Source organism: Streptomyces griseobrunneus (genome assembly GCF_046713465.1).
Lineage (GTDB): Bacteria > Actinomycetota > Actinomycetes > Streptomycetales > Streptomycetaceae > Streptomyces > Streptomyces microflavus.
In genome coordinates this window covers 6,874,597-6,895,291 of sequence record NZ_CP177080.1, presented here as the reverse complement: position 1 = coordinate 6,895,291, position 20,695 = coordinate 6,874,597, and the positions used below count along the sequence as shown (strand labels likewise).

At 71.3% G+C, this 20,695-nt stretch carries 17 protein-coding genes; 1 reads left to right on the top strand and 16 read right to left on the bottom strand.

Features of this window, described 5'->3' with window-relative positions; genetic code table 11:
• Nucleotides 1–35 precede the first annotated feature (35 nt).
• The 4 genes from ACK8N7_RS31470 to fmt form a co-directional block, all read right to left on the bottom strand.
• Complete coding sequence (locus ACK8N7_RS31470) at nucleotides 36–1,031, bottom strand: sugar-binding transcriptional regulator (protein ID WP_403217802.1); 996 nt, start codon at nucleotides 1,029–1,031, stop codon at nucleotides 36–38.
• 133 nt (nucleotides 1,032–1,164) lie between these two features.
• Nucleotides 1,165–1,848, bottom strand: coding sequence for a ribulose-phosphate 3-epimerase (gene rpe / locus ACK8N7_RS31465; protein WP_364787260.1), 684 nt, complete (start codon nucleotides 1,846–1,848; stop codon nucleotides 1,165–1,167).
• Between the two features lie 148 nt (nucleotides 1,849–1,996).
• On the bottom strand, nucleotides 1,997–3,430 hold the full coding sequence (locus ACK8N7_RS31460; protein ID WP_500444657.1) for an RsmB/NOP family class I SAM-dependent RNA methyltransferase: 1,434 nt from the start codon (nucleotides 3,428–3,430) through the stop codon (nucleotides 1,997–1,999).
• A 124-nt stretch (nucleotides 3,431–3,554) separates the two neighbouring features.
• The gene (gene fmt / locus ACK8N7_RS31455) at nucleotides 3,555–4,487 is read right to left on the bottom strand and encodes a methionyl-tRNA formyltransferase (RefSeq protein WP_500444656.1); all 933 of its coding nucleotides are present in this window, start codon (nucleotides 4,485–4,487) and stop codon (nucleotides 3,555–3,557) included.
• A 319-nt stretch (nucleotides 4,488–4,806) separates the two neighbouring features.
• Here fmt and ACK8N7_RS31450 point away from each other — a divergent pair, with 319 nt between their 5' ends.
• Nucleotides 4,807–5,376: a hypothetical protein gene (locus tag ACK8N7_RS31450; RefSeq protein WP_500444655.1), complete on the top strand. Its 570-nt coding sequence runs from the start codon at nucleotides 4,807–4,809 to the stop codon at nucleotides 5,374–5,376.
• 296 nt (nucleotides 5,377–5,672) lie between these two features.
• Here the strand turns inward: ACK8N7_RS31450 and ACK8N7_RS31445 are convergent, their stop codons facing one another.
• The 12 genes from ACK8N7_RS31445 to ACK8N7_RS31390 all read right to left on the bottom strand — a co-directional run bounded on the left by ACK8N7_RS31445 (nucleotide 5,673) and on the right by ACK8N7_RS31390 (nucleotide 20,695).
• A complete protein-coding gene (locus ACK8N7_RS31445) occupies nucleotides 5,673–7,826 on the bottom strand; it encodes a primosomal protein N' (protein WP_500444654.1) in 2,154 nt (717 codons plus the stop codon).
• A 131-nt stretch (nucleotides 7,827–7,957) separates the two neighbouring features.
• A complete protein-coding gene (gene metK / locus ACK8N7_RS31440; RefSeq protein WP_403217807.1) occupies nucleotides 7,958–9,166 on the bottom strand; it encodes a methionine adenosyltransferase in 1,209 nt (402 codons plus the stop codon).
• Between the two features lie 235 nt (nucleotides 9,167–9,401).
• Nucleotides 9,402–10,610 (bottom strand): bifunctional phosphopantothenoylcysteine decarboxylase/phosphopantothenate--cysteine ligase CoaBC, encoded by a 1,209-nt coding sequence (gene coaBC / locus ACK8N7_RS31435; protein WP_500444653.1) that lies wholly within the window; start codon nucleotides 10,608–10,610, stop codon nucleotides 9,402–9,404.
• Between the two features lie 174 nt (nucleotides 10,611–10,784).
• The gene (gene rpoZ / locus ACK8N7_RS31430; RefSeq protein WP_015607348.1) at nucleotides 10,785–11,057 is read right to left on the bottom strand and encodes a DNA-directed RNA polymerase subunit omega; all 273 of its coding nucleotides are present in this window, start codon (nucleotides 11,055–11,057) and stop codon (nucleotides 10,785–10,787) included.
• Nucleotides 11,058–11,160: 103 nt separating this feature from the next.
• The gene (gmk, locus tag ACK8N7_RS31425; RefSeq protein WP_015607349.1) at nucleotides 11,161–11,778 is read right to left on the bottom strand and encodes a guanylate kinase; all 618 of its coding nucleotides are present in this window, start codon (nucleotides 11,776–11,778) and stop codon (nucleotides 11,161–11,163) included.
• Nucleotides 11,779–11,816: 38 nt separating this feature from the next.
• Nucleotides 11,817–12,140, bottom strand: coding sequence for an integration host factor (locus ACK8N7_RS31420; protein WP_015607350.1), 324 nt, complete (start codon nucleotides 12,138–12,140; stop codon nucleotides 11,817–11,819).
• A gap of 244 nt (nucleotides 12,141–12,384) precedes the next feature.
• A complete protein-coding gene (gene pyrF / locus ACK8N7_RS31415) occupies nucleotides 12,385–13,224 on the bottom strand; it encodes an orotidine-5'-phosphate decarboxylase (RefSeq protein ID WP_403217809.1) in 840 nt (279 codons plus the stop codon).
• Nucleotides 13,221–14,333, bottom strand: a complete 1,113-nt coding sequence (locus ACK8N7_RS31410; RefSeq protein WP_500444652.1) for a quinone-dependent dihydroorotate dehydrogenase — start codon at nucleotides 14,331–14,333, stop codon at nucleotides 13,221–13,223. Before ACK8N7_RS31410 ends, pyrF begins: the two co-directional genes overlap by 4 nt.
• A gap of 57 nt (nucleotides 14,334–14,390) precedes the next feature.
• On the bottom strand, nucleotides 14,391–17,699 hold the full coding sequence (gene carB, locus ACK8N7_RS31405; RefSeq protein ID WP_500444651.1) for a carbamoyl-phosphate synthase large subunit: 3,309 nt from the start codon (nucleotides 17,697–17,699) through the stop codon (nucleotides 14,391–14,393).
• Nucleotides 17,692–18,831: a glutamine-hydrolyzing carbamoyl-phosphate synthase small subunit gene (carA, locus tag ACK8N7_RS31400; protein WP_500444650.1), complete on the bottom strand. Its 1,140-nt coding sequence runs from the start codon at nucleotides 18,829–18,831 to the stop codon at nucleotides 17,692–17,694. The genes carB and carA overlap by 8 nt, the downstream gene beginning before the upstream one ends.
• Nucleotides 18,828–19,409 (bottom strand): PH-like domain-containing protein, encoded by a 582-nt coding sequence (locus ACK8N7_RS31395; protein ID WP_500444649.1) that lies wholly within the window; start codon nucleotides 19,407–19,409, stop codon nucleotides 18,828–18,830. The genes carA and ACK8N7_RS31395 overlap by 4 nt, the downstream gene beginning before the upstream one ends.
• Nucleotides 19,406–20,695, bottom strand: a complete 1,290-nt coding sequence (locus ACK8N7_RS31390) for a dihydroorotase (RefSeq protein WP_403212233.1) — start codon at nucleotides 20,693–20,695, stop codon at nucleotides 19,406–19,408. The genes ACK8N7_RS31395 and ACK8N7_RS31390 overlap by 4 nt, the downstream gene beginning before the upstream one ends.

Sequence of the window (20,695 nt, the reverse complement as noted above, 5' to 3'; positions counted from 1 at the left end):
GTGCCCGGCCTCCTTGCGTCAGCTTCCGGTCCGGGTCACTCCCCGTCCGGGTCGGCCCGCTCCAGCGCCGGGCGGACTCCGGCCGCCGACTCGGTCAGCAGGTAGTCGGCTGCGGCGGTGTCCGTCACCAGGCTGGTGACCAGGCCCGAGCGCAGTACGGCGCCGATGGCCGCCGCCTTGCGCAGGCCGCCCGCGATCGCCACCACCTCGGGGATCCGGCGCAGCCGGTCCGCCTCCACGGTGATGCAGCGTTCGCCCAGGTCACGGCCGACGCGACGGCCGTCGGAGTCGAAGAGGTGCGCGGACATCTCGGCGGCGACGCCGAGGGAGGCGTAGTGGGCGCGCTCCCCGTCGGAGAGCATGTCGTGGACCGTGGAGATACCCGGCTCCCAGGAGCCGATGGAGACCGCGGCGACCGTCACCTTGTCGAAGTACTCGAAGGCGCGGGCGATGCCCGTCTGCTCGCGCAGCGCGGCAGCCGTCGCCGGGTCGGGCAGCAGCATCGGGGCGTAGATGGGGTGGGCCTCGCCGCCGGAGACCTGGGCGGCCCGGCGGACCGCCTCGACGGAGCCGCGCTCGGCGGTGCCCGCGTCGTAGACACCGGTCAGCTGGACGACCGTGCAGGGCGGGAGCCGGTCGAGCGCCGCCGCCATATGGATGGTGGAGCGGCCCCAGGCCAGTCCCAGCACATCGCCCTCGGCCACCAGCTCGCCGAGCAGGTCGGCCGCGACCTCGCCCAGGTTCTCCGGGTCGGGGGCGTCCTCCTGCTCCTCGGCCGGCGACTCGACGACGACCGCGTGGCGCAGCCCGTAGCGGGCCCGGAGCGCGTCGGAGCGTTCGGCGTCCAGCTCGGCCGGCACCCGGATCTCGATCCGTACGAGATCACGCTCCAGGGCCGTCTCCAGGACCCGGGCCACCTTGAAGCGGCTGACGCCGAACTCCTCGGCGATCTGGATCTTGGACTTGCCCTCCAGGTAGAACCGGCGGGCCATGGCCGCCGCCTGCACCAGCTCCGCGGGTCCCATCCGCATGGCTGACCGACCCGCCGAGATGCCAGACACCGCGATCTCCTCACTGCTGTTCACACGCCCCGATACGCCTTCATCCTGTCAGATCCGGCGATCCTTGATCGGCCCCGTCGGGCCGCGTTCATCTGCCCTTTGTTCAGTGGCCGCATGCCCAGGGCGCGGCGGCCGTGACCGCCTCCGCCTGCGCCCGCAGACCCCGCACCGCCGCCGCCGGGTCCTCGGCCCCGTACACCGCCGATCCCGCGACGAAGACATCGGCGCCAGCCTCCGCGCACCGCTCGATCGTGGAGGTGGAGACCCCGCCGTCGACCTGGAGCCAGAGTTCGAGGCCGTGCTTGCCGATCAGTTCCCGGGTGCGGCGGATCTTCGGGAGCATGATGTCCAGGAAGGCCTGGCCGCCGAAGCCCGGCTCGACCGTCATGATCAGCAGCATGTCGAGCTCGGGGAGCAGGTCCTCGTACGGCTCGATGGGCGTCGCGGGCTTGAGCGCCATCGACGCCCGCGCGCCCTTCGCCCGGATCTCCCGCGCGAGGCGCACCGGCGCAGCCGCGGCCTCCACATGGAAGGTGACCGAGCCGGCGCCCGCCTCGACGTACTGCGGGGCCCAGCGGTCCGGGTCCTCGATCATGAGGTGGCAGTCCAGCGGGGTGTCCGTGGCCTTGCCCAGTGCCTCGACGATCGGCACGCCGAGCGTCAGGTTGGGCACGAAGTGGTTGTCCATCACGTCGACATGGAGCCAGTCCGCGCCTTCGACGGCCTTCGCCTCCTCGGCGAGACGCGCGAAATCGGCGGACAGGATGCTGGGGTTGATCTGCGCCATGACCCAAGCCTGCCACGTTCCGCGCCGGTTCCCCGCCTCGGTGGTCGCCAAAGCCTCACCCGGCCATCACAGTTCGCACATTCTGCGCATTTTGCCAGCGCTTTACTGTTCTTTTGCTGTACGGGGAGAACGACTGTCGGAGCGATATTCAGCCGGTCCTGCGCAGCAGAGCGAGATACATGGCGTCCGTCCCGTGCAGATGTGGCCACAGCTGGACGTCGGGCCCCTCACCCAGCGCGGGCACCCCGGGCATCAGCGGGCGGGCGTCGACCCATTCGGCCTCCACCGGCTCCCCGCCACGGCCCTTCAGTACGTCCTCGACGACCACGCGGGTCTCCGCGAGGTGCGGCGAGCAGGTCGCGTAGCCGACGACGCCGCCGACCCGTACGGCCTTCAACGCCTCGCGCAGCAGACCGCGCTGAAGCGGGGCGAAGCTCTCCAGGTCCGCGGCGCGACGCCGCCAGCGGGCCTCCGGGCGGCGGCGCAGCGCGCCCAGACCGGAGCACGGCACGTCCATCAGGATGCGGTCGAAGGTGCCGGGCAGCCACGGCGGGCGGGTGCCGTCGGCGGTGACCACCTGGTACGGGCCCGGGTTGCCGGCGAGCGTCCGCTCCACCAGCCGGGCGCGGTGCGGCTGCTTCTCGGCGGCGAGGAGGGCGGCGCCCCGCTCGGCGGCGAGGGCGGCAAGCAGCGCGGCCTTGCCGCCGGGGCCGGCGCAGCCGTCCAGCCAGCGGCTGTCACGGCCCTCCACGGGGGCGGCGGCGAGCGCGGCGGCCACCAGCTGGCTGCCCTCGTCCTGGACGCCCGCCCGGCCCTCCTGGACCGCCGTCAGGGCGCCGGGCTCGCCGCCCTCCGCCATCCGGACGGCGTACGGCGACCAGCGGCCCGGCAGCGAGTTCTCGTCGCCGAGGGCCTTCTCCAGCTCGTCGGTGGTGGAGCGGCCGGGGCGGGCCACCAGGGTCACCTCGGGCCGCTCGTTGTCGGCTTCGAGCAGGTCCTCGATGCCGGCGCGGCCCCCGCCCAGCGCGTCCCAGAGCGCCGAGACGACCCAGCGCGGGTGCGAGTGGACGATGGAGAGATGGTCCTCGGCGTCCTCCTCGTAGGAGGGCGCGACCTTCTCCACCCAGTCGTCCAGGTCGTGCGCGGAGACCTTGCGCAGCACGGCGTTGACGAACTTCGCGCGCCCCTCGCCCAGCACCACCCGGGCCAGCTCCACACTGGCGGAGACGGCCGCGTGGGTGGGGATGCGGGTGCCGAGCAGCTGGTGGACGCCCATGTTGAGGACGTCGAGGACCGGCGGGTCGACCTCGCGGAGCGGCCGGTCGATGCAGGCCGCGACGATCGCGTCGTACGTGCCCTGGCGGCGCAGCGTCCCGTAGACCAGCTCGGTCGCCAGCGCCGCGTCCCGGCCGTCGAAGTCGCCCTTGGCGCGGGCCTTCTTCAGCAGCGGGGGCAGCACGAGGTTGGCGTACGCGTCCCGCTCGTCGACGGCCCGCAGCGCCTCGAAGGCGAGGAACCGGACGGGGTCCTTCTGGGGGCGGCGGTGGGGCTTGGCAGGACGGCGACGCGGCTGGTCGTTCACGTGAAAGGTGCTCCGCAGATGGTGAGAGGGCGAACCCTCCCAGCGTACGTCGCCGTCCCCGGGCGCCCGAACGGGAGGCGGGGACGGTGCACGCGGCCGCCCCCGGCCCCTCGTACGCGAGGTTCTACGACCCCAGCAGCTCGCCGTGGACGATGCGGACCCCGCGCGCCCAGTCGGCGGCCTTCATCGGCTTCTTGCCCTGCGGCTGGACCCAGAGCAGCTCGACGGCGTGCGAGCCGGTGCCCACGTACACGTTGTTCTTCGCCGCCGACAGCTCGCCGGGCGCCAGGTCGGTGCGGTCCAGGACGGGCGTCGCCTGGACGAGCTTGAGCCGCTCGCCCCGGAACAGGGTCCAGGCGCCCGGCGCGGGGGTGCAGCCGCGCACCACCCGGTCGACGCGCAGGGCGGGGACCGACCAGTTCACCTGGGCGTCCTCCACGGTGATCTTCGGGGCCAGGGTGACGCCGTCGTGCGGCTGCTGCACGGCGTGCAGGGTGCCGTCCTCCATGCCGTCCATGGTGGCCGCGAGCAGCCCGGCACCGGCGAAGGCGAGCCGGGTGAGCAGGTCGCCGCTGGTGTCGGTGGGGCGGATCTCCTCGGTGAGGACCCCGTAGACCGGGCCGGAGTCAAGGCCCTGCTCGATCAGGAAGGTCGAGGCGCCGGTCACCTCGTCCCCGGCCATCACCGCGTGCTGCACCGGCGCCGCACCCCGCCAGGCGGGCAGCAGCGAGAAGTGCAGGTTGACCCAGCCACGGGCGGGCACGTCCAGGGCCACCTTGGGCAGCAGGGCGCCGTAGGCGACGACCGGGCAGCAGTCCGGGGCGATCTCCCGCAGCCGGGCGAGGAACTCCTCGTCCCGGGGCTTCGCCGGCTTGAGGACCTCGATCCCGGCCTCCGCCGCCCGCTCGGCCACCGGACTGGCCACCAGCCGGCGGCCGCGCCCGGCTGGGGCGTCGGGACGGGTCACGACGGCGGCCACCTCGTGGCGGTCGGAGGCGATCAGGGCGTCCAGGGCGGGGACGGCGACCTCGGGGGTGCCGGCGAAGACGAGCTTCATGGGTGGCTGACTGCCTCTCGGGCTTCTCGGACTCTCGGGCCCTGCGAGGGGCCAGGACGTACGGTGACGAGCAGCACACCAGTCTAGGGGCTGTACGGCGACAGACCCTGGGCTCACCCCGGAAGGCACCCTCTCCACCTGCTGCGATCGCACGGCGGCCAGGGGGCGCACGCGCGCCGCGCACGCCCCGTGCATATGCACATACGCCCCGATAGCGTGACCACATACCCGGCTCGGGCGTTGGTCAAAGGAGATTGACCGAAGCGGGCCGCCCCGATGCGGCCCGATCCCTTTCAACGCCGGTTCGAGAGGCTTCTTCATGGCCGACCACGCAACCCACGACGCCCAAGCGCGGGCCAGCCTGCATCTCCTGGTGCGGGACATCGAGCGGGTCCGGCGGCAGGTGGACGCGCTGCGCACACTCACCGCCCAGCTGGGCAACGTCTACCGCCCGCGCCGCTCCGGCCCCTCCGCGGGCTTCGTCGTCTACGGCAGGGCCCCGGCCCCCACCGTCCGCCTCGCCCAGGAGCTGCGGGACAGCGTCGAGACCCTGGTCACCGCGGCGGTGGACTTCGACCGCTCGCTCGGCTTCTCCTGGGACGCCGTGGGCTCGGCACTCGGCGTCACCAAGCAGGCGGTGCACCGCCGTTACGGATCGCGCCGGGCCACCGCGCAGTCCTCGGCCGCCGAGACGAACACCGACACCCCCGCGACGCCCCGCCCGGTCTCCATGGGCACCGGCCTGCCGGGGTCGCCCTCCAGCGGTGCCATCTCCCCGGTGCCCTCGGTGCCCGCGGCCCGCTCGATGCCGCCGCAGCCGTCGGTGAACCAGCCGCCGGTACGTGAGGAGCTGCGCCCCGGAGCCTTCCCCGGCCCGCGCAACGGCTGACCGTACGCACGTCCCTCTGCCCCACCGTGGCGGTCGCACGGCGGGGCAGCCCCGCGCCCGGGCGCGGGACGCCGGAGCGGCGGGCTCCCCGGCCCGCCGCCCCACCCTCGACCGGAGCCGGACGGATTCCCGGCTGACCTCTCGGCCTAGCCGAAGGGCCGACCGATCTCCCGGCTGATCCCGGCCGATGGACCAACCGGTCTCTGGGCTGATCCCCGCGATGTGTCAGCCGGTCTCTCGGCTGAACTCGGCGATGCGTCAGCCGACCTCCCCCGGCCGAACTCGCGGCCGATGCGTCAGCCGATGTCCGGCGGATCGATCCTGATCCGCACCTGCTCTCCCCCGCCCTTGGCGCCCTTGGCCGTGCGCGCCGCCTGTGCCGTCTTCAGAGCACCCGCGAGGGCCGCTCCGCGCCCCGGCACCACCCGGATCAGGACCCGTTCCCAGCTCTCGCCCGGCGGCGCGTCCGACGGTCTGCGCGGGCGCCCCGGCTCGGCCGACGCGACCGGTACCGGGCCCAGGATCTCCGCCTCCGGCGGCAGCCCGGCAGCGGCCAGGAAGGATGCCAGGGCCTCGGCGGGGCCGGTCACCGACGCCATCCGGGAGACCGGCGGGAAGCGCAGCTCGGCCCGGTCCGCCAGCTCCCGGCGGGCGAAGCCGGGCGGGTCCCAGCGGACCAGGGCCTGCACCGCACGCAGCGTCGGCTCGGCGACGATCACCACCGTGCCGCCCTCGTCCTGCCCCCGCACCAGCGCCCCCGCCGCCGTCCACCGGCGCAGCGCCTCCTCCCCCGCCCGCAGGTCGGGCCTGCCGAGCATCGCCCAGCCGTCCAGGAGCAGCGCCGCCGCATAGCCGCCCTCGGCGACGGGCTCGGCGCCGGGGGTGGAGACGACCAGGGCGGGGGCGGCGGGCACCGCGTCCAGGATGTGGTCGCGCCCCGAGGTGCGGACGGGCACGGCGGGGAAGGCCCGGCCCAGCTCCTCGGCGGTGCGGCGGGCGCCGACGATCTGGGCACGCAGCCGGTTCGAGCCGCACTCCGCGCAGTGCCAGGCCCGCTCGGCCTGCCCGCACCAGGCGCAGTTCAGTTCCTGCTGGTCCGGGGCCTCCAGGGGGCCCGCGCAGTGCCGGCAGCGGGCGAGGGTGCGGCAGCGCTCGCAGGCGAGCCGGGGGGCGTACCCCCTCCGGGGCACCTGGACCAGCACCGGACCGCTGCGCAGGCCGTCGCGCACGGTCTGCCAGGCGAGGCTGGGCAGCCGGGCGGAGCGGGCGGCGCCGTCCCGGGCCAGCTCCCCGTCGCCGACCGTACGGATGAGGGGTGCCGCCCGCCGCAGCTGCTCCCGGTCGGCGAGGAGGGGCAGCGCCCAGCCGCTCTCGACCAGCTGGGCGGCCTCGACCGTGCAGCTCGTCCCGCCGAGCAGGAAGGCGCACCGGCCCTGGGCGGCCCGCAGCTCCAGGACCTCGCGGACGTGCGGGAAGGGGGCGTTGGTGTCGCTGTGGCTGGAGTCCCCGTCGTCCCAGACGGCGACCAGGCCGAGGTCCCGGACGGGGGCGAACATGGCGGCGCGGGTCCCGACGACCGCCCGCACCGAGCCCCGGCGCACCGCGAGCCACTGGCGGTAGCGCTTCTCCGGCCCGGAGTCGGCGGTGAGCAGGGCGTGCCGGCCCGCGCCGAGCACCTCGGTCAGGGCGGCGTCGATGCGGCCGGCGACCCGTCCGTCCGGGACGACGACGAGCGCACCGCGCCCCGAGGAGAGCGTCGCCGCGACGGCCCTGGCGATCTCGGCGGGCCAGTGGGGTCCGGGGAGGGCCGTCCAGACCGCCCGGGGGGCGCCGCCCTCGGCCAGGGCGCGGAGAAAGGCGGGGCCCTGCCCGTACCGCTCCCAGGTGCCCGGCTCCGGGGGCGGGGGCGGCGGCAGGGGCTCCGGGGAGGGCTTGGACTCGGCGCGTCCGTTGCGGGGCGGGACGGCGAGCTGGAGGACGTCGGCGAGGCTGCCCGCGTACCGGTCGGCCACGGCGCGGGAGAGGGCGAGCAGCTCGGGCCCGAGGACCGGCTCCGGGGAGACCACATAGGCGAGGGCGGCCAGCGTGCCCTGGTAGTCGGACTCGGCGCGGCGCTCGATGATGAACCCGTCGATCAGGCCGCCCCCCTCGCGCCGCCCGCCCTGGACGTTGTGGCGCCCGGCGCCGAACCGCACCCGCACCCGCACGCCCGGCTGGGCCTCGGCGTCCAGCTCCTCGGGGACCGCGTAGTCGAAGTACTGGTCGAGGTGGAGGACCCCCTTGTTGACCAGCACCCGGGCCACGGGCAGCTCCTCGGCGAGCGGGGCGCCCCGCCAGGTGCGCGGCTTGGCGCGGGGCACCTTGGCCTGGCGCACGGTCTCCCGGATCAGCGCAAGCTGCTCCGGCGCCCCGGCACCGGGTTCGGCGGACTGCTCGTTCTCGCTGCTCACAGCCAAATTCCTACCAGACGGCACTGACAGCGGCGGCGGCCCGCAGAGCAGCGGGGCCCGGCCACCACGTTCGGTGTCCGGGCCCCGCTGTCATGACTTGTGCGGTCCTGCTGGAGAACTGTGCGGTGCTGCTAGAGACCGGCGGCCGCGCGGAGGGCGTCCACGCGGTCGGTGCGCTCCCAGGTGAAGTCGGGGAGCTCGCGGCCGAAGTGCCCGTACGCGGCGGTCTGGGCGTAGATCGGGCGGAGCAGGTCGAGGTCGCGGATGATCGCGGCCGGGCGGAGGTCGAAGACCTCACCGATCGCGTCCTCGATCTTCTCCGTGTCGACTGCGGCGGTGCCGAAGGTCTCGACGAAGAGTCCGACCGGCTCGGCCTTGCCGATCGCGTAGGCGACCTGGACCTCGCAGCGGGTGGCGAGCCCGGCGGCCACCACGTTCTTGGCGACCCAGCGCATCGCGTACGCGGCGGAACGGTCGACCTTGGACGGGTCCTTGCCCGAGAAGGCACCGCCACCGTGGCGGGCCATGCCGCCGTACGTGTCGATGATGATCTTGCGGCCGGTCAGACCGGCGTCGCCCATCGGGCCACCGATCTCGAAACGCCCGGTCGGATTCACCAGGAGGCGGTAGCCCTCGGTGTCCAGCTTGATGCCGTCCTCGACGAGCTGCGTGAGCACGTGCTCGACGACGAACTCGCGGATGTCGGGCGCGAGCAGGGAGTCCAGGTCGATGTCGCTGGCGTGCTGCGAGGAGACGACCACGGTGTCCAGGCGGACCGCCTTGTCACCGTCGTACTCGATGGTGACCTGGGTCTTGCCGTCGGGGCGGAGGTAGGGGATGGTCCCGTTCTTCCGCACCTCGGACAGGCGCCGCGAGAGGCGGTGCGCGATGTGGATCGGGAGCGGCATGAGCTCCGGGGTCTCGTCGCAGGCGTACCCGAACATCAGGCCCTGGTCGCCGGCGCCCTGCTTGTCGAGCTCGTCCTCGTCGCCCTCGACCCGCTTCTCGTACGCGGTGTCGACACCCTGCGCGATGTCCGGCGACTGCGCGCCGATGGAGACCGAGACGCCACAGGAGGCACCGTCGAAGCCCTTTTTGGAGGAGTCGTAGCCGATCTCCAGCACCTTGTTGCGCACGAGGTTGGGGATGTCGGCGTAGGCCTTGGTCGTGACCTCGCCCGCGACATGCACCAGACCGGTGGTGATCAAGGTCTCGACGGCGACGCGCGAGGCGGGGTCGTCGCGCAGGAGCGCGTCGAGAATCGTGTCGCTGATCTGGTCAGCGATCTTGTCGGGGTGACCCTCGGTGACAGATTCCGAGGTGAAGAGACGGCGGGACACATCGCTCCCTGGGGTTGCAGCGGCTGCTGGCTGATCATGGGTGGCACGGCCGAGAGCTGCGCTCGGTACGTACCGTCGACCAGTTTATCGGTCACACCCGGCGGCCGGGGCATGCGTCTCGCCCTTTGGAGCGCGACAGCCCGTGACACGGCGGACACCTGAAGGATAATCCACCCTTCCGGGCGGTTGTTCCATCACGTTATGTACCGTTCTGGCTCGCCCAGGGGGTTGATTGTCACATCTCCTGGAACCTTCCCGAAACCAGATCCCAGACCGTGTCGGCAAGCGCTTCCTTGGGTCCGTACGGCACCGGGGTCTCCGATCCGTCCGCGGCGAGGACGACCGCCTCGTTCTCCTCGGAGCCGAAGGTCTTGCGCTCCCCCACCTCGTTGACCACGAGCAGATCGCAGCCCTTGCGGCGGAGCTTGGCCCGGCCGTTGGCGAGGACGTCGTCGGTCTCGGCGGCGAAACCCACCACGAGCTGCCCCGGCCGGGCCCGCTCGGCGGCGACCTCGGCGAGGATGTCGGGGTTGCGGACCAGGGGGACGACGGGCGCCTCCTCGCCGTCCTTCTTCTTGATCTTGCCAGGGGCGTACTCGGCTGGCCGGAAGTCGGCCACCGCCGCCGCCATCACCACGACGTCCGCGTCGGCGGCCGCCTTCAGGACGGCCTCCCGCAGCTGGATCGCCGTCCCGATCCGTACGACGTCGGCCCCGGCCGGGTCGGGCAGCCCGGTGTTGGCCTCGATCAGGGTGACGCGGGCTCCCCGGGCCACGGCGGTGCGGGCCAGCGCGTACCCCTGCTTGCCGGAGGACCGGTTGCCGAGGTAGCGCACCGGGTCCAGGGGCTCACGGGTGCCGCCCGCGCTGATCACCACATGGCGGCCCGCGAGGTCGGGCCCGGTGACCCCGCGCGCCAGCACCCGGCGGCAGACCTCGAAGACCTCGCCCGGGTCGGGCAGCCGGCCCTTGCCGGTGTCGACGCCGGTGAGCCGCCCCACCGCGGGCTCGATGACGACCGCGCCGCGACGGCGGAGGGTCGCCACGTTCTCCCGGGTGGCCGGGTGCTCCCACATCTCGGTGTGCATGGCGGGGGCGAAGACCACCGGACAGCGGGCGGTCAGGAGCGTGTTGGTGAGCAGGTCGTCGGCGAGCCCGTGGGCGGCCTTGGCCAGCATGTCAGCGGTGGCCGGAGCGACGACGACGAGGTCGGCACCCTGCCCGATCCGCACGTGCGGGACCTCGTGCACGTCGTCCCAGACCTGGTCGGAGACGGGGTGGCCGGAGAGCGCCGACCAGGTGGCCGCGCCGACGAAGTGCAGCGACGAGGCGGTCGGGACGACCCGTACATCGTGCCCGGACTCGGTCAGCCGGCGCAGCAGCTCGCACGCCTTGTAGGCGGCGATGCCTCCGCTGACCCCCAGGACGACCTTCGGCTTGTCCACTGCGTCTCCCCGCATTCGGCAACGTAAGAACTCGGCTACGTAAGAACTCGGCTGTGTAAGAACGTGACTCCCATGCTGCCTCACCGCACGGAACGCGTTCACCCGGCCCCGGACACGCCTCAGGCCCGGCGGACAAGCCGCCGGGCCTGAGAGGAGGAACGAGGTGCTGTCCTGCTACTGAGCGGGGCCCTCGATGGGCTCCGACGTCAGCAGGCCCGCGTTGATCTCGCGGAGCGCGATCGACAGCGGCTTCTCGTGCACGTGGGTGTCGACGAGCGGACCGACGTACTCAAGGAGACCTTCGCCGAGCTGCGAGTAGTACGCGTTGATCTGACGCGCGCGCTTGGCGGCGTAGATGACCAGGCTGTACTTCGAGTCGGTGGCCTCAAGGAGCTCATCAATCGGCGGGTTGATGATGCCCTCGGGCGTGGTGATGGAAGAGGACACTCTCTGCCTTCCGAAGGGGGTAAAGATCAAAGAAATCTTTGATAGTGCGGATTCCGGTGAGTCGGACTGCTGGTCGGACTCCGGGCCAGCCGCGGCGTAGGGTTCAGCCGCTGCTGTCAGGGTGGTCGGAAGCCTGCAGCATCAACGTTAGCAGCTCACGGGCCACGTCCTCGACGGAGGTGTTGACGAGCGTCGTATCGAACTCGGCCTCGGCGGCCAGTTCGACCTTCGCGGCGGCGAGCCTGCGCTCGATCACATCGGGCGCCTCGGTGCCCCGGCCGGTGAGCCGGCGCACCAGCTCCTCCCAGCTCGGCGGGGCCAGGAAGACCAGGCGCGCGTCGGACATCGACTGGCGGACCAGCCGGGCCCCCTGGAGGTCGATCTCCAGCAGAACCGGCTCACCGGCCTCCAGGCGGTCCAGCACGGCGCGGCGCGGTGTGCCGTAGCGGTTGCCCGCGAACTCGGCCCACTCCAGCAGTTCACCGTTGGCGATGAGCTTGTCGAACTCCTCGTCGTCGACGAAGAAGTAGTGGACACCGTTGCGCTCCCCGGGGCGGGGCTTGCGGGTCGTCGCCGACACGGAGAGCCAGACCTCGGGGTGCACGGTGCGCATATGAGCGACGACCGTGCTCTTGCCGACCCCTGAGGGGCCGGAGAGCACGGTCAGCCGCGGACGTACGTCCGGGGGTACGGGGGACGTCCCCCGGGATGTTGCAGCCATGAGGCGATTATCCAGGTTCTCAGGAGTGCCTGAGAACCTCAGGCGGCGCCGCCGCCGAACTCACGCTCCAGGGATGCGATCTGGTTGGAGCCGAGCCCCCGGACCCGGCGGCTCTCGGAGATGCCGAGACGCTCCATGATCTGCTTGGCGCGGACCTTGCCGACGCCTGGCAGGGACTCCAGGAGGGCGGAGACCTTCATCTTCCCGATGACGTCGTTCTCCCGGCCCTGCTTGATGACCTCGTGGAGGGAGGCGCCGGAGTGCTTGAGTCGATTCTTGACCTCGGCCCGCTCCCGGCGAGCCGCGGCGGCCTTTTCGAGCGCGGCTGCGCGCTGTTCAGGGGTAAGGGGCGGAAGAGCCACGCCTACGTCACCTCGGATGTCGATCTGTCGGATACGGACCGGTGGGGAAGCTGGACGCCCTCCACCAGGTGAGCGACGAACACACTGTGCTCGGCTGCTCTCGACGGAGACTAGCGGCCAAGGCCGCTCTAGTCAGCGAGAACAGACGAAAAGTCCTGGTCAGCCTTGGCCGACCAGGACATTTGCCGCATAACCACCGGGTTTCCGGTCAGTAATTCGTCAACGGCCTGTAAACGTGCCAGGGTCAACTGCCGGAGACGGCGCTGCGGACCTCGTCCGCGAACCGTCCGGCCGCTTCGCGCAGCCCTGACACGTCCGGGCCGTGGCGCAGCACGCCCCGGCTCACACTCGGCACCACGTTGTCGACCGCGTCACCGAAGAGCGCCGGAAGATCGGCGGCGGTCGCCCCCTGGGCGCCGATGCCGGGCGCGAGGAGCGGTCCGTTGATCGCCAGGTTCACCCCCGCGTCGCCGAGCGTCGCTCCGACCACCGCGCCGACCGAGCCGAGCGGGGTCGCCCCCTCGTTCTCCGCGGCCATGTGGTCGAGCATCAGCTGGGCCAGCGAGCGGCCGTCGGCGGCGGTGGCGCGCTGGACCTCGGCGCCCTCCGCGTTGGAGGTGAGGGCCAGGACGAAGACGCCCGAACCGGAGACGGCGGCCGCGTCGAGCGCCGGGCGCAGGGAGCCGAACCCGAGGTACGGGGAGACGGTGACCGCATCGGAGAAGAGCGGGGAGTCCTTGTCCAGGTAGGTCGCCGCGTAGGCGCCCATGGTGGAGCCGATGTCACCGCGCTTGGCGTCCATCAGGACCAGCGCCCCGGCGGCCCGTGCCTCCGTGACGGACTTCTCCAGTACGGCGATGCCGCGCGACCCGAACCGCTCGAAGAACGCCGACTGCGGCTTGAGGACGGCGACCCGGTCGGCCAGCGCCTCCACGACGGTCCGGGTGAAGCGCTCAAGGCCCGCGACGTCGTCGTTCAGCCCCCAGGAGGTGAGCAGGGAGGCGTGCGGGTCGATGCCGACGCAGAGCGGCCCGCGGGTGTCCATGGCGTGGCGCAGTCGTGCGCCGAAGGGTTCGGGTGTCACAGGGCGGCCTTCTTCCGGGTCTCGGCGCCGACGGCCTCGGCGAGGGTGGCGTACGGGGATGCGGCCAGCCGGGCGGCGAGGCCCTTATGAATCGCGCGGGCGTAAAAAGGACCCTCGTAGATGAAGGCGCTGTAGCCCTGTACGAGGGTGGCACCGGCCAGGATGCGCTGCCAGGCGTCCTCGGCGCTCTCGACACCCCCGACCCCCACCAGGGTGATCCGGTCCCCCACACGGGCGTACAGACGGCTCAGGACCTCCAGGGAGCGCGCCTTGAGGGGTGCCCCGGAGAGCCCGCCGGTCTCCGCGACGAGAGCGGGGTCGGACGTCAGGCCCAGGCCCTCGCGGGCGATGGTGGTGTTGGTGGCGATGATCCCGTCGAGCCCCAGCTCCACGGCGAGGTCGGCGACCGCGTCGACGTCCTCGTCCGCGAGGTCCGGGGCGATCTTGACGAGCAGCGGTACGCGGCGGGCGGTCACGGTACGGTCGGCGGCCTCGCGGACGGCCGTCAGCAGCGGGCGCAGCGACTCGGTGGCCTGGAGGTTGCGCAGGCCGGGCGTGTTGGGCGAGGAGACGTTGACGACCAGGTAGTCCGCGTGGGCGGCGAGGGCCTCGGTGGACTTCACGTAATCGGCGGCCGCCTCGGCCTCCGGCACGACCTTGGTCTTGCCGATGTTGACGCCGACCGTGGTGCGGAAGACCGGGTTGCGGGCGGCGAGACGGGCTGCGACGGCGGCGGAGCCCTCGTTGTTGAAGCCCATGCGGTTGATCAGCGCGCGGTCCGCGACGAGGCGGAAGAGGCGCTGCTTGGGGTTGCCGGGCTGCGGTTCACCGGTGACGGTACCGACCTCGATGTGGTCGAAGCCGAGCATCGTCATGCCGTCGATCGCGACCGCGTTCTTGTCGAAGCCGGCGGCCAGCCCGAAGGGGCCGTGCATCCGCAGGCCCAGCGCCTCGGTGCGCAGCTCCTTGTAGCGGGGCGCGAGAGCAGCCGCGACGAAGGTGCGCAGGACGGGGATGCGGGCGGCGAGGCGAATCCAGCGGAAGGCGGCGTAGTGGGCCCGCTCCGGGTCCATCCGCTTGAAGACCAGCCGGAAGAAGAGCTTGTACATGGGGAGATGTCCTCACAGAGAGGGGGACACCGTTTCCGGTGTCCCCCTGCTGGGCTGCTAGTCGCGGGCCGCGATCAAGTGTTCCGCGTGTTCTTGGAGGGAGCGGACGCCGACGTCGCCGTGGTTGAGGGCGTCGATGCCCTGGACGGCCGCGGCGAGGGCCTGGACGGTGGTGAGGCAGGGGACGGAGCGGGCGACGGCGGCGGTGCGGATCTCGTAACCGTCGAGCCGGCCGCCGGTGCCGTAAGGGGTGTTGACGATGAGGTCGACCTGCCCGTCATGGATGAGCTGGACGATCGTCTTCTCCCCGTTCGGCCCCTCCCCTTCGGACTGCTTGCGCACGACGGTGGCGTTGATCCCGTTGCGCTTGAGGACCTCGGCCGTCCCGGAGGTCGCCATCAGCTCGAAACCGTGGGCGACGAGCTCACGGGCCGGGAAGATCATCGAGCGCTTGTCCCGGTTCGCGACCGAGATGAACGCCCGCCCCTTGGTGGGCAGCGGCCCGTAGGCCCCGGCCTGCGACTTCGCATACGCCGTACCGAAGACGGAGTCGATGCCCATGACCTCACCGGTGGAGCGCATCTCCGGGCCCAGGACGGTATCGACGCCCCGGCCGTGGATGTCCCGGAAACGCGACCAGGGCATGACGGCCTCCTTGACGGAGATCGGCGCGTCCAGCGGCAGCGTCCCCCCGTCACCCGTCTTCGGCAGCAAACCCTCCGCCCGGAGTTCGGCGACGGTCGCACCCAGGGAGATACGGGCGGCAGCCTTCGCCAGCGGCACAGCGGTCGCCTTCGAGGTGAAGGGGACCGTGCGGGAGGCGCGCGGGTTGGCCTCCAGGACGTAGAGGATGTCCCCGGACAGCGCGAACTGGATGTTGATCAGCCCGAGCACACCGACACCCTTGGCGATGGCCTCGGTCGAGGCCCGCAGCCGCTTGATGTCGAACCCGCCCAACGTGATCGGCGGCAGGGCACAGGCCGAGTCGCCGGAGTGGATCCCGGCCTCCTCGATGTGCTCCATCACGCCGCCGAGGTACAGCTCCGTGCCGTCGTAGAGGGCGTCGACATCGATCTCGATCGCGTCATCGAGGAACCGGTCGACCAGGACCGGGCGGGTGGGGCTGATCTCGGTGGACTCGGCGATGTAGGACGCCAGGCGGGTCTCGTCGTAGACGATCTCCATACCCCGCCCGCCCAGAACGTAGGAGGGGCGGACCAGAACCGGGTAGCCGATCTCGTCCGCGATCGCCTTCGCCCCGGCAAAGGCGGTCGCCGTCCCGTGCTTCGGCGCCGGGAGCCCGGCCTCGGCCAGGACCTGGCCGAAAGCCCCACGGTCCTCGGCGGCGTGGATCGCCTCCGGGGAGGTCCCGACGATCGGGACCCCGTTGTCCTTCAGCGCCTGGGCGAGGCCGAGGGGAGTCTGGCCGCCGAGCTGCACAATCACCCCGGCGATCGGGCCCGCCAACGATTCGGCGTGGACGATCTCCAGGACGTCCTCCAGGGTGAGCGGCTCGAAGTACAGCCGGTCGGAGGTGTCGTAGTCCGTGGAGACCGTCTCCGGGTTGCAGTTGACCATCACCGTCTCGTACCCGGCGTCGGACAGCGCGAAGGAGGCGTGGACGCAGGAGTAGTCGAACTCGATGCCCTGCCCGATCCGGTTCGGACCCGAGCCCAGAATGATCACAGCCGGCTTCGTGCGGGGGGCGACCTCGGACTCCTCGTCGTAGGAGGAGTAGAAGTACGGCGTGTTCGCCGCGAACTCCGCCGCACACGTGTCAACCGTCTTGTAGACGGGACGGATCCCCAGCGCGTGGCGCACCTCGCGGACCACGTCCTCACGCAGGCCCCGGATCTCACCGATCTGCGCGTCCGAGAACCCGTGCCGCTTGGCCTCGGCCAGCAACTCAGGGCCGAGCTTGTCAGCAGCGGCCAGCTCGTCCGCGATCTCCTTGATCAGGAACAGCTGGTCCACGAACCACGGGTCGATCTTCGTCGCGTCGAAGACCTCCTCCTGCGTCGCCCCGGCCCGGATCGCCTGCATCACCGTGTTGATCCGGCCATCCGTCGGCCGGACCGCTTCCGCGAGGAGTTCGGCCTTGTCACCGACCTCACCGGTGAAGGCGAACTGCGAGCCCTTCTTCTCCAGCGAGCGCAACGCTTTCTGGAGGGCTTCGGTGAAGTTCCGGCCGATCGCCATCGCCTCGCCCACCGACTTCATGGTGGTCGTGAGGGTCGAGTCGGCGGAGGGGAACTTCTCGAACGCGAACCGCGGCGCCTTCACCACCACATAGTCGAGCGTCGGCTCGAACGAAGCCGGCGTCTTCTCCGTGATGTCGTTCGGAATCTCATCCAGCGTGTAGCCCACGGCCAGCTTCGCAGCGATCTTGGCGATCGGGAACCCCGTCGCCTTCGACGCCAAAGCGGAAGAGCGGGAGACACGCGGGTTCATCTCGATCACGATGACCCGCCCGTCGGTGGGGTCGATCGCGAACTGGATATTGCAGCCACCGGTGTCGACACCCACCTCACGGATGATCGCGATCCCGACATCCCGCAGCCGCTGATACTCCCGGTCGGTGAGGGTCATGGCGGGGGCGACGGTGATGGAGTCGCCGGTGTGGACACCCATCGGGTCGAAGTTCTCGATCGAGCAGACGACCACCACATTGTCGTTGCGGTCCCGCATCAGCTCCAGCTCGTACTCCTTCCACCCCAGAATCGACTCCTCCAGGAGCACCTCGGTGGTCGGAGACAGAGTCAGACCCTGGCCGGCGATACGGCGCAGCTCCTCCTCGTCGTGAGCGAAACCGGAACCCGCACCGCCCATCGTGAACGAGGGGCGCACGACAACCGGGTAGCCACCGAGGGTGTCCACCCCGGCGATGACGTCGTCCATGGTGTGGCAGATGACCGAGCGGGCGGACTCCCCGTACCCGATCTTCGCCTTCACCGCCTCGACGACACCCTTGAACAGCTCGCGGTCCTCACCCTTGTTGATCGCCTCGACATTCGCACCGATCAGCTCGACCCCGTACTTCTCCAGCACACCGTTGTCATGCATGGAGATCGCCGTGTTCAGCGCCGTCTGACCACCCAGAGTCGGGAGCAGAGCGTCGGGGCGCTCCTTCGCGATGATCTTCTCCACGAACTCCGGGGTGATCGGCTCCACATACGTGGCATCCGCGATCTCGGGGTCGGTCATGATCGTGGCCGGGTTGGAGTTCACCAGGATGACCCGCAGGCCCTCCGCCTTCAGAACACGGCAGGCCTGGGTCCCGGAATAGTCGAACTCGGCAGCCTGACCGATGACGATCGGACCCGAGCCGATGACCAGGACGGACTGGATATCGGAGCGCTTAGGCACGCTGGCCCTCCATCAGAGAAACGAAACGATCGAACAGGTACGCGGCGTCATGCGGACCGGCCGCCGCCTCAGGGTGGTACTGAACACTGAACGCCGGCCGGTCCAGCAGCTGGAGACCCTCCACCACCTGGTCGTTCAGGCACACGTGGGAAACCTCGGCACGCCCGAACGGGGTCTCCGAGACCTGGTCCAGCGGCGCATCCACAGCGAAGCCGTGGTTGTGTGCCGTGACCTCGACCTTGCCCGTGGTGCGGTCCTGCACCGGCTGATTGATCCCCCGGTGCCCATACTTCAACTTGTACGTACCAAAACCCAGCGCCCGGCCCAGGATCTGATTGCCGAAGCAGATACCGAACAACGGAGTCGACCGCTCCAGAACACCCCGCATCAGGGCGACCGGATGATCGGCCGTCGACGGGTCACCGGGACCGTTGGAGAAGAACACACCATCCGGCTGGACCGCGTACACCTCCTCCAGCGTCGCCGTCGCGGGCAGCACATGCACCTCAATGCCACGCTCCGCCATCCGGCGCGGCGTCATCCCCTTGATCCCCAGGTCCACCGCCGCGACCGTGAACCTCTTCGTCCCGATCGCCGGAACGACGTACGCCTCCTTCGTCGCCACCTCGGCAGACAGGTCCGCACCCACCATCTGAGGAGCCCGCTGGACGCGGGCCAGCAGCGCAGCCTCGTCGGCCAGCGCCTCGCCGGAGAAGATCCCGACCCGCATCGCACCCCGCTCCCGCAGATGACGGGTCAACGCACGCGTGTCGACACCACTGATCCCGACCACCCCCTGCGCCACCAGCTCCTCATCCAACGACCGCCGCGAACGCCAGTTGGACGGCTTACGCGCAGGATCACGGACCACATACCCCGACACCCAGATACGCGCCGACTCCGGATCCTCGTCATTCACCCCGGTGTTCCCGACATGCGGAGCCGTCATCACCACCACCTGACGGTGGTACGACGGATCGGTCAGCGTCTCCTGATAACCGGTCATGCCCGTCGAGAACACCGCCTCCCCGAAGGTCTCCCCCAAAGCCCCGTAAGCACGGCCACGAAACGCACGGCCATCCTCCAGGACGAGTACGGCGGGAGCCTGGGCTCCCCGGGTGGAGATCGTCATCGTGCGGTGCCTTCCGTAGTGGTGCTGGTGAGGTGGTCGACCGCGTCGACCCAGGCCTGGTGCTCGGCCGCGTGGTCGGAGCGGAAGCCGGAGTCGATCAGGGTCTCGCCATGTGCCCAGGTGATGATCAGCAGGCCGCCCTCGGGGAGGACCTTGCCCGCCAGTGCCTTGTCGAGACGGGCCTCTCGCAGGGCCTCGGCCGGGATGAAGAAGTCGCTGGCGCCGGGGCGTACGACGTCCAGGCCGCGTGCGGTGAGCGTGAGCTCGGCCCGGCTGCGGGTGCCGAGGCCGTGCGCGACGATCCGGTCGAGCCACTGCCCGGCGGTGGTGGAGGCGTGGTAGCGCCCGGTGAGCGTGAGGAGCGCCTCACCGTCGCCAAAGCCTTCGGGAGTGGCCGTGAGCTCGGGCAGGTCGGACTGGAGGCTTTCGCGCCACTTCCAGCCCTGGCGCATCAGCCAGTAGACGAGGGCGACGAAGACCAGCAGGCCGATCACCCAGGCGATGCGGGCGGACCAGTCCGTCACTTCCGCCGACTTCTGCTCGGCGGCCAGGAGGTACAGGGGGGTCAGTGTTGTCACGCGAGCTTCCCGTCGACGACCGTGGCACGGCCCCGCAGGAAGGTATGGGTGACGCGGCCCGGCAGCTCACGCCCCTCGTAGGGGGTGTTTCGGCTGCGGGACGCGAAGCCCGCGGGGTCCACTGCTCCACGGTATGCCGGATCGACCAGGGTGAGGTTGGCGGGCTCACCCGCCGAGACGGGACGGCCGTGTCCTTCGAGGCGGCCGATGGCCGCGGGGCGGAACGACATGCGGTCGGCGACGCCCGCCCAGTCGATCAGGCCGGTGTCCACCATCGTCTGCTGGACGACGGAGAGCGCGGTCTCCAGGCCCACCATGCCCATGGCGGCCGCCGCCCACTCGCAGTCCTTGTCCTCGTGCGGGTGCGGGGCGTGGTCGGTGGCGACGCAGTCGATCGTGCCGTCGGCGAGCGCCTCGCGCAGGGCCATGACGTCGGCCTCGGTGCGCAGCGGCGGGTTCACCTTGTAGACGGGGTTGTAGGAGCGGACCAGCTCGTCGGTGAGGAGGAGGTGGTGCGGGGTGACCTCGGCGGTGACGTTCCAGCCCTTGGACTTGGCCCAGCGGACGATCTCCACGGACCCGGCGGTGGAGAGGTGGCAGATGTGGACGCGCGAGTCGACGTGGGCGGCGAGGAGGACATCGCGGGCGATGATCGACTCCTCGGCGACGGCGGGCCAGCCGCCGAGGCCGAGTTCGGCGGAGACGATGCCCTCGTTCATCTGGGCGCCCTCGGTGAGGCGGGGCTCCTGGGCGTGCTGGGCGACGACGCCGTCGAAGGCCTTCACGTACTCCAGGGCGCGGCGCATGATCACCGCGTCGTCCACGCACTTGCCGTCGTCGGAGAAGACCTTTACTCCTGCGGCCGAGTCGTGCATCGCGCCGAGCTCGGCGAGCTTCTTGCCCTCCAGGCCGACGGTGACGGCACCGATGGGCTGGACGTCGCAGTAGCCGGACTCCTTGCCGAGCCGCCAGACCTGCTCGACGACGCCGGCGGTGTCGGCGACGGGGAAGGTGTTGGCCATGGCGTGTACGGCGGTGAAGCCGCCCGCCGCCGCTGCCCGGGTGCCGGTGAGGACGGTCTCGGAGTCCTCGCGGCCGGGCTCGCGCAGGTGCGTGTGGAGGTCGACGAGGCCGGGCAGCAGGATCTGGCCGGCCGCCTCGATGACGGTGGTGCCGTCGGGGGCTTCGATGCCGGTGCCCACCTCGGCGACGGTCTCGCCGTCGATCAGCACGTCCTGCGGCTCGCCGCCGAGGATCCGCGCACCGCGGATAAGGATCTTGCTCAT

Coding starts and splice junctions, on each gene's coding strand:
- ACK8N7_RS31410 (WP_500444652.1), bottom strand. CDS start 14,333: ATGTACAAGCTCTTCTTCCGGCTGGTCTTCAAGCGGATGGACCCGGAG.
- ACK8N7_RS31470 (WP_403217802.1), bottom strand. CDS start 1,031: ATGCGGATGGGACCCGCGGAGCTGGTGCAGGCGGCGGCCATGGCCCGC.
- gmk (WP_015607349.1), bottom strand. CDS start 11,778: ATGGCTGCAACATCCCGGGGGACGTCCCCCGTACCCCCGGACGTACGT.
- carA (WP_500444650.1), bottom strand. CDS start 18,831: ATGACGATCTCCACCCGGGGAGCCCAGGCTCCCGCCGTACTCGTCCTG.
- ACK8N7_RS31390 (WP_403212233.1), bottom strand. CDS start 20,695: ATGAGCAAGATCCTTATCCGCGGTGCGCGGATCCTCGGCGGCGAGCCG.
- fmt (WP_500444656.1), bottom strand. CDS start 4,487: ATGAAGCTCGTCTTCGCCGGCACCCCCGAGGTCGCCGTCCCCGCCCTG.
- rpe (WP_364787260.1), bottom strand. CDS start 1,848: ATGGCGCAGATCAACCCCAGCATCCTGTCCGCCGATTTCGCGCGTCTC.
- ACK8N7_RS31450 (WP_500444655.1), top strand. CDS start 4,807: ATGGCCGACCACGCAACCCACGACGCCCAAGCGCGGGCCAGCCTGCAT.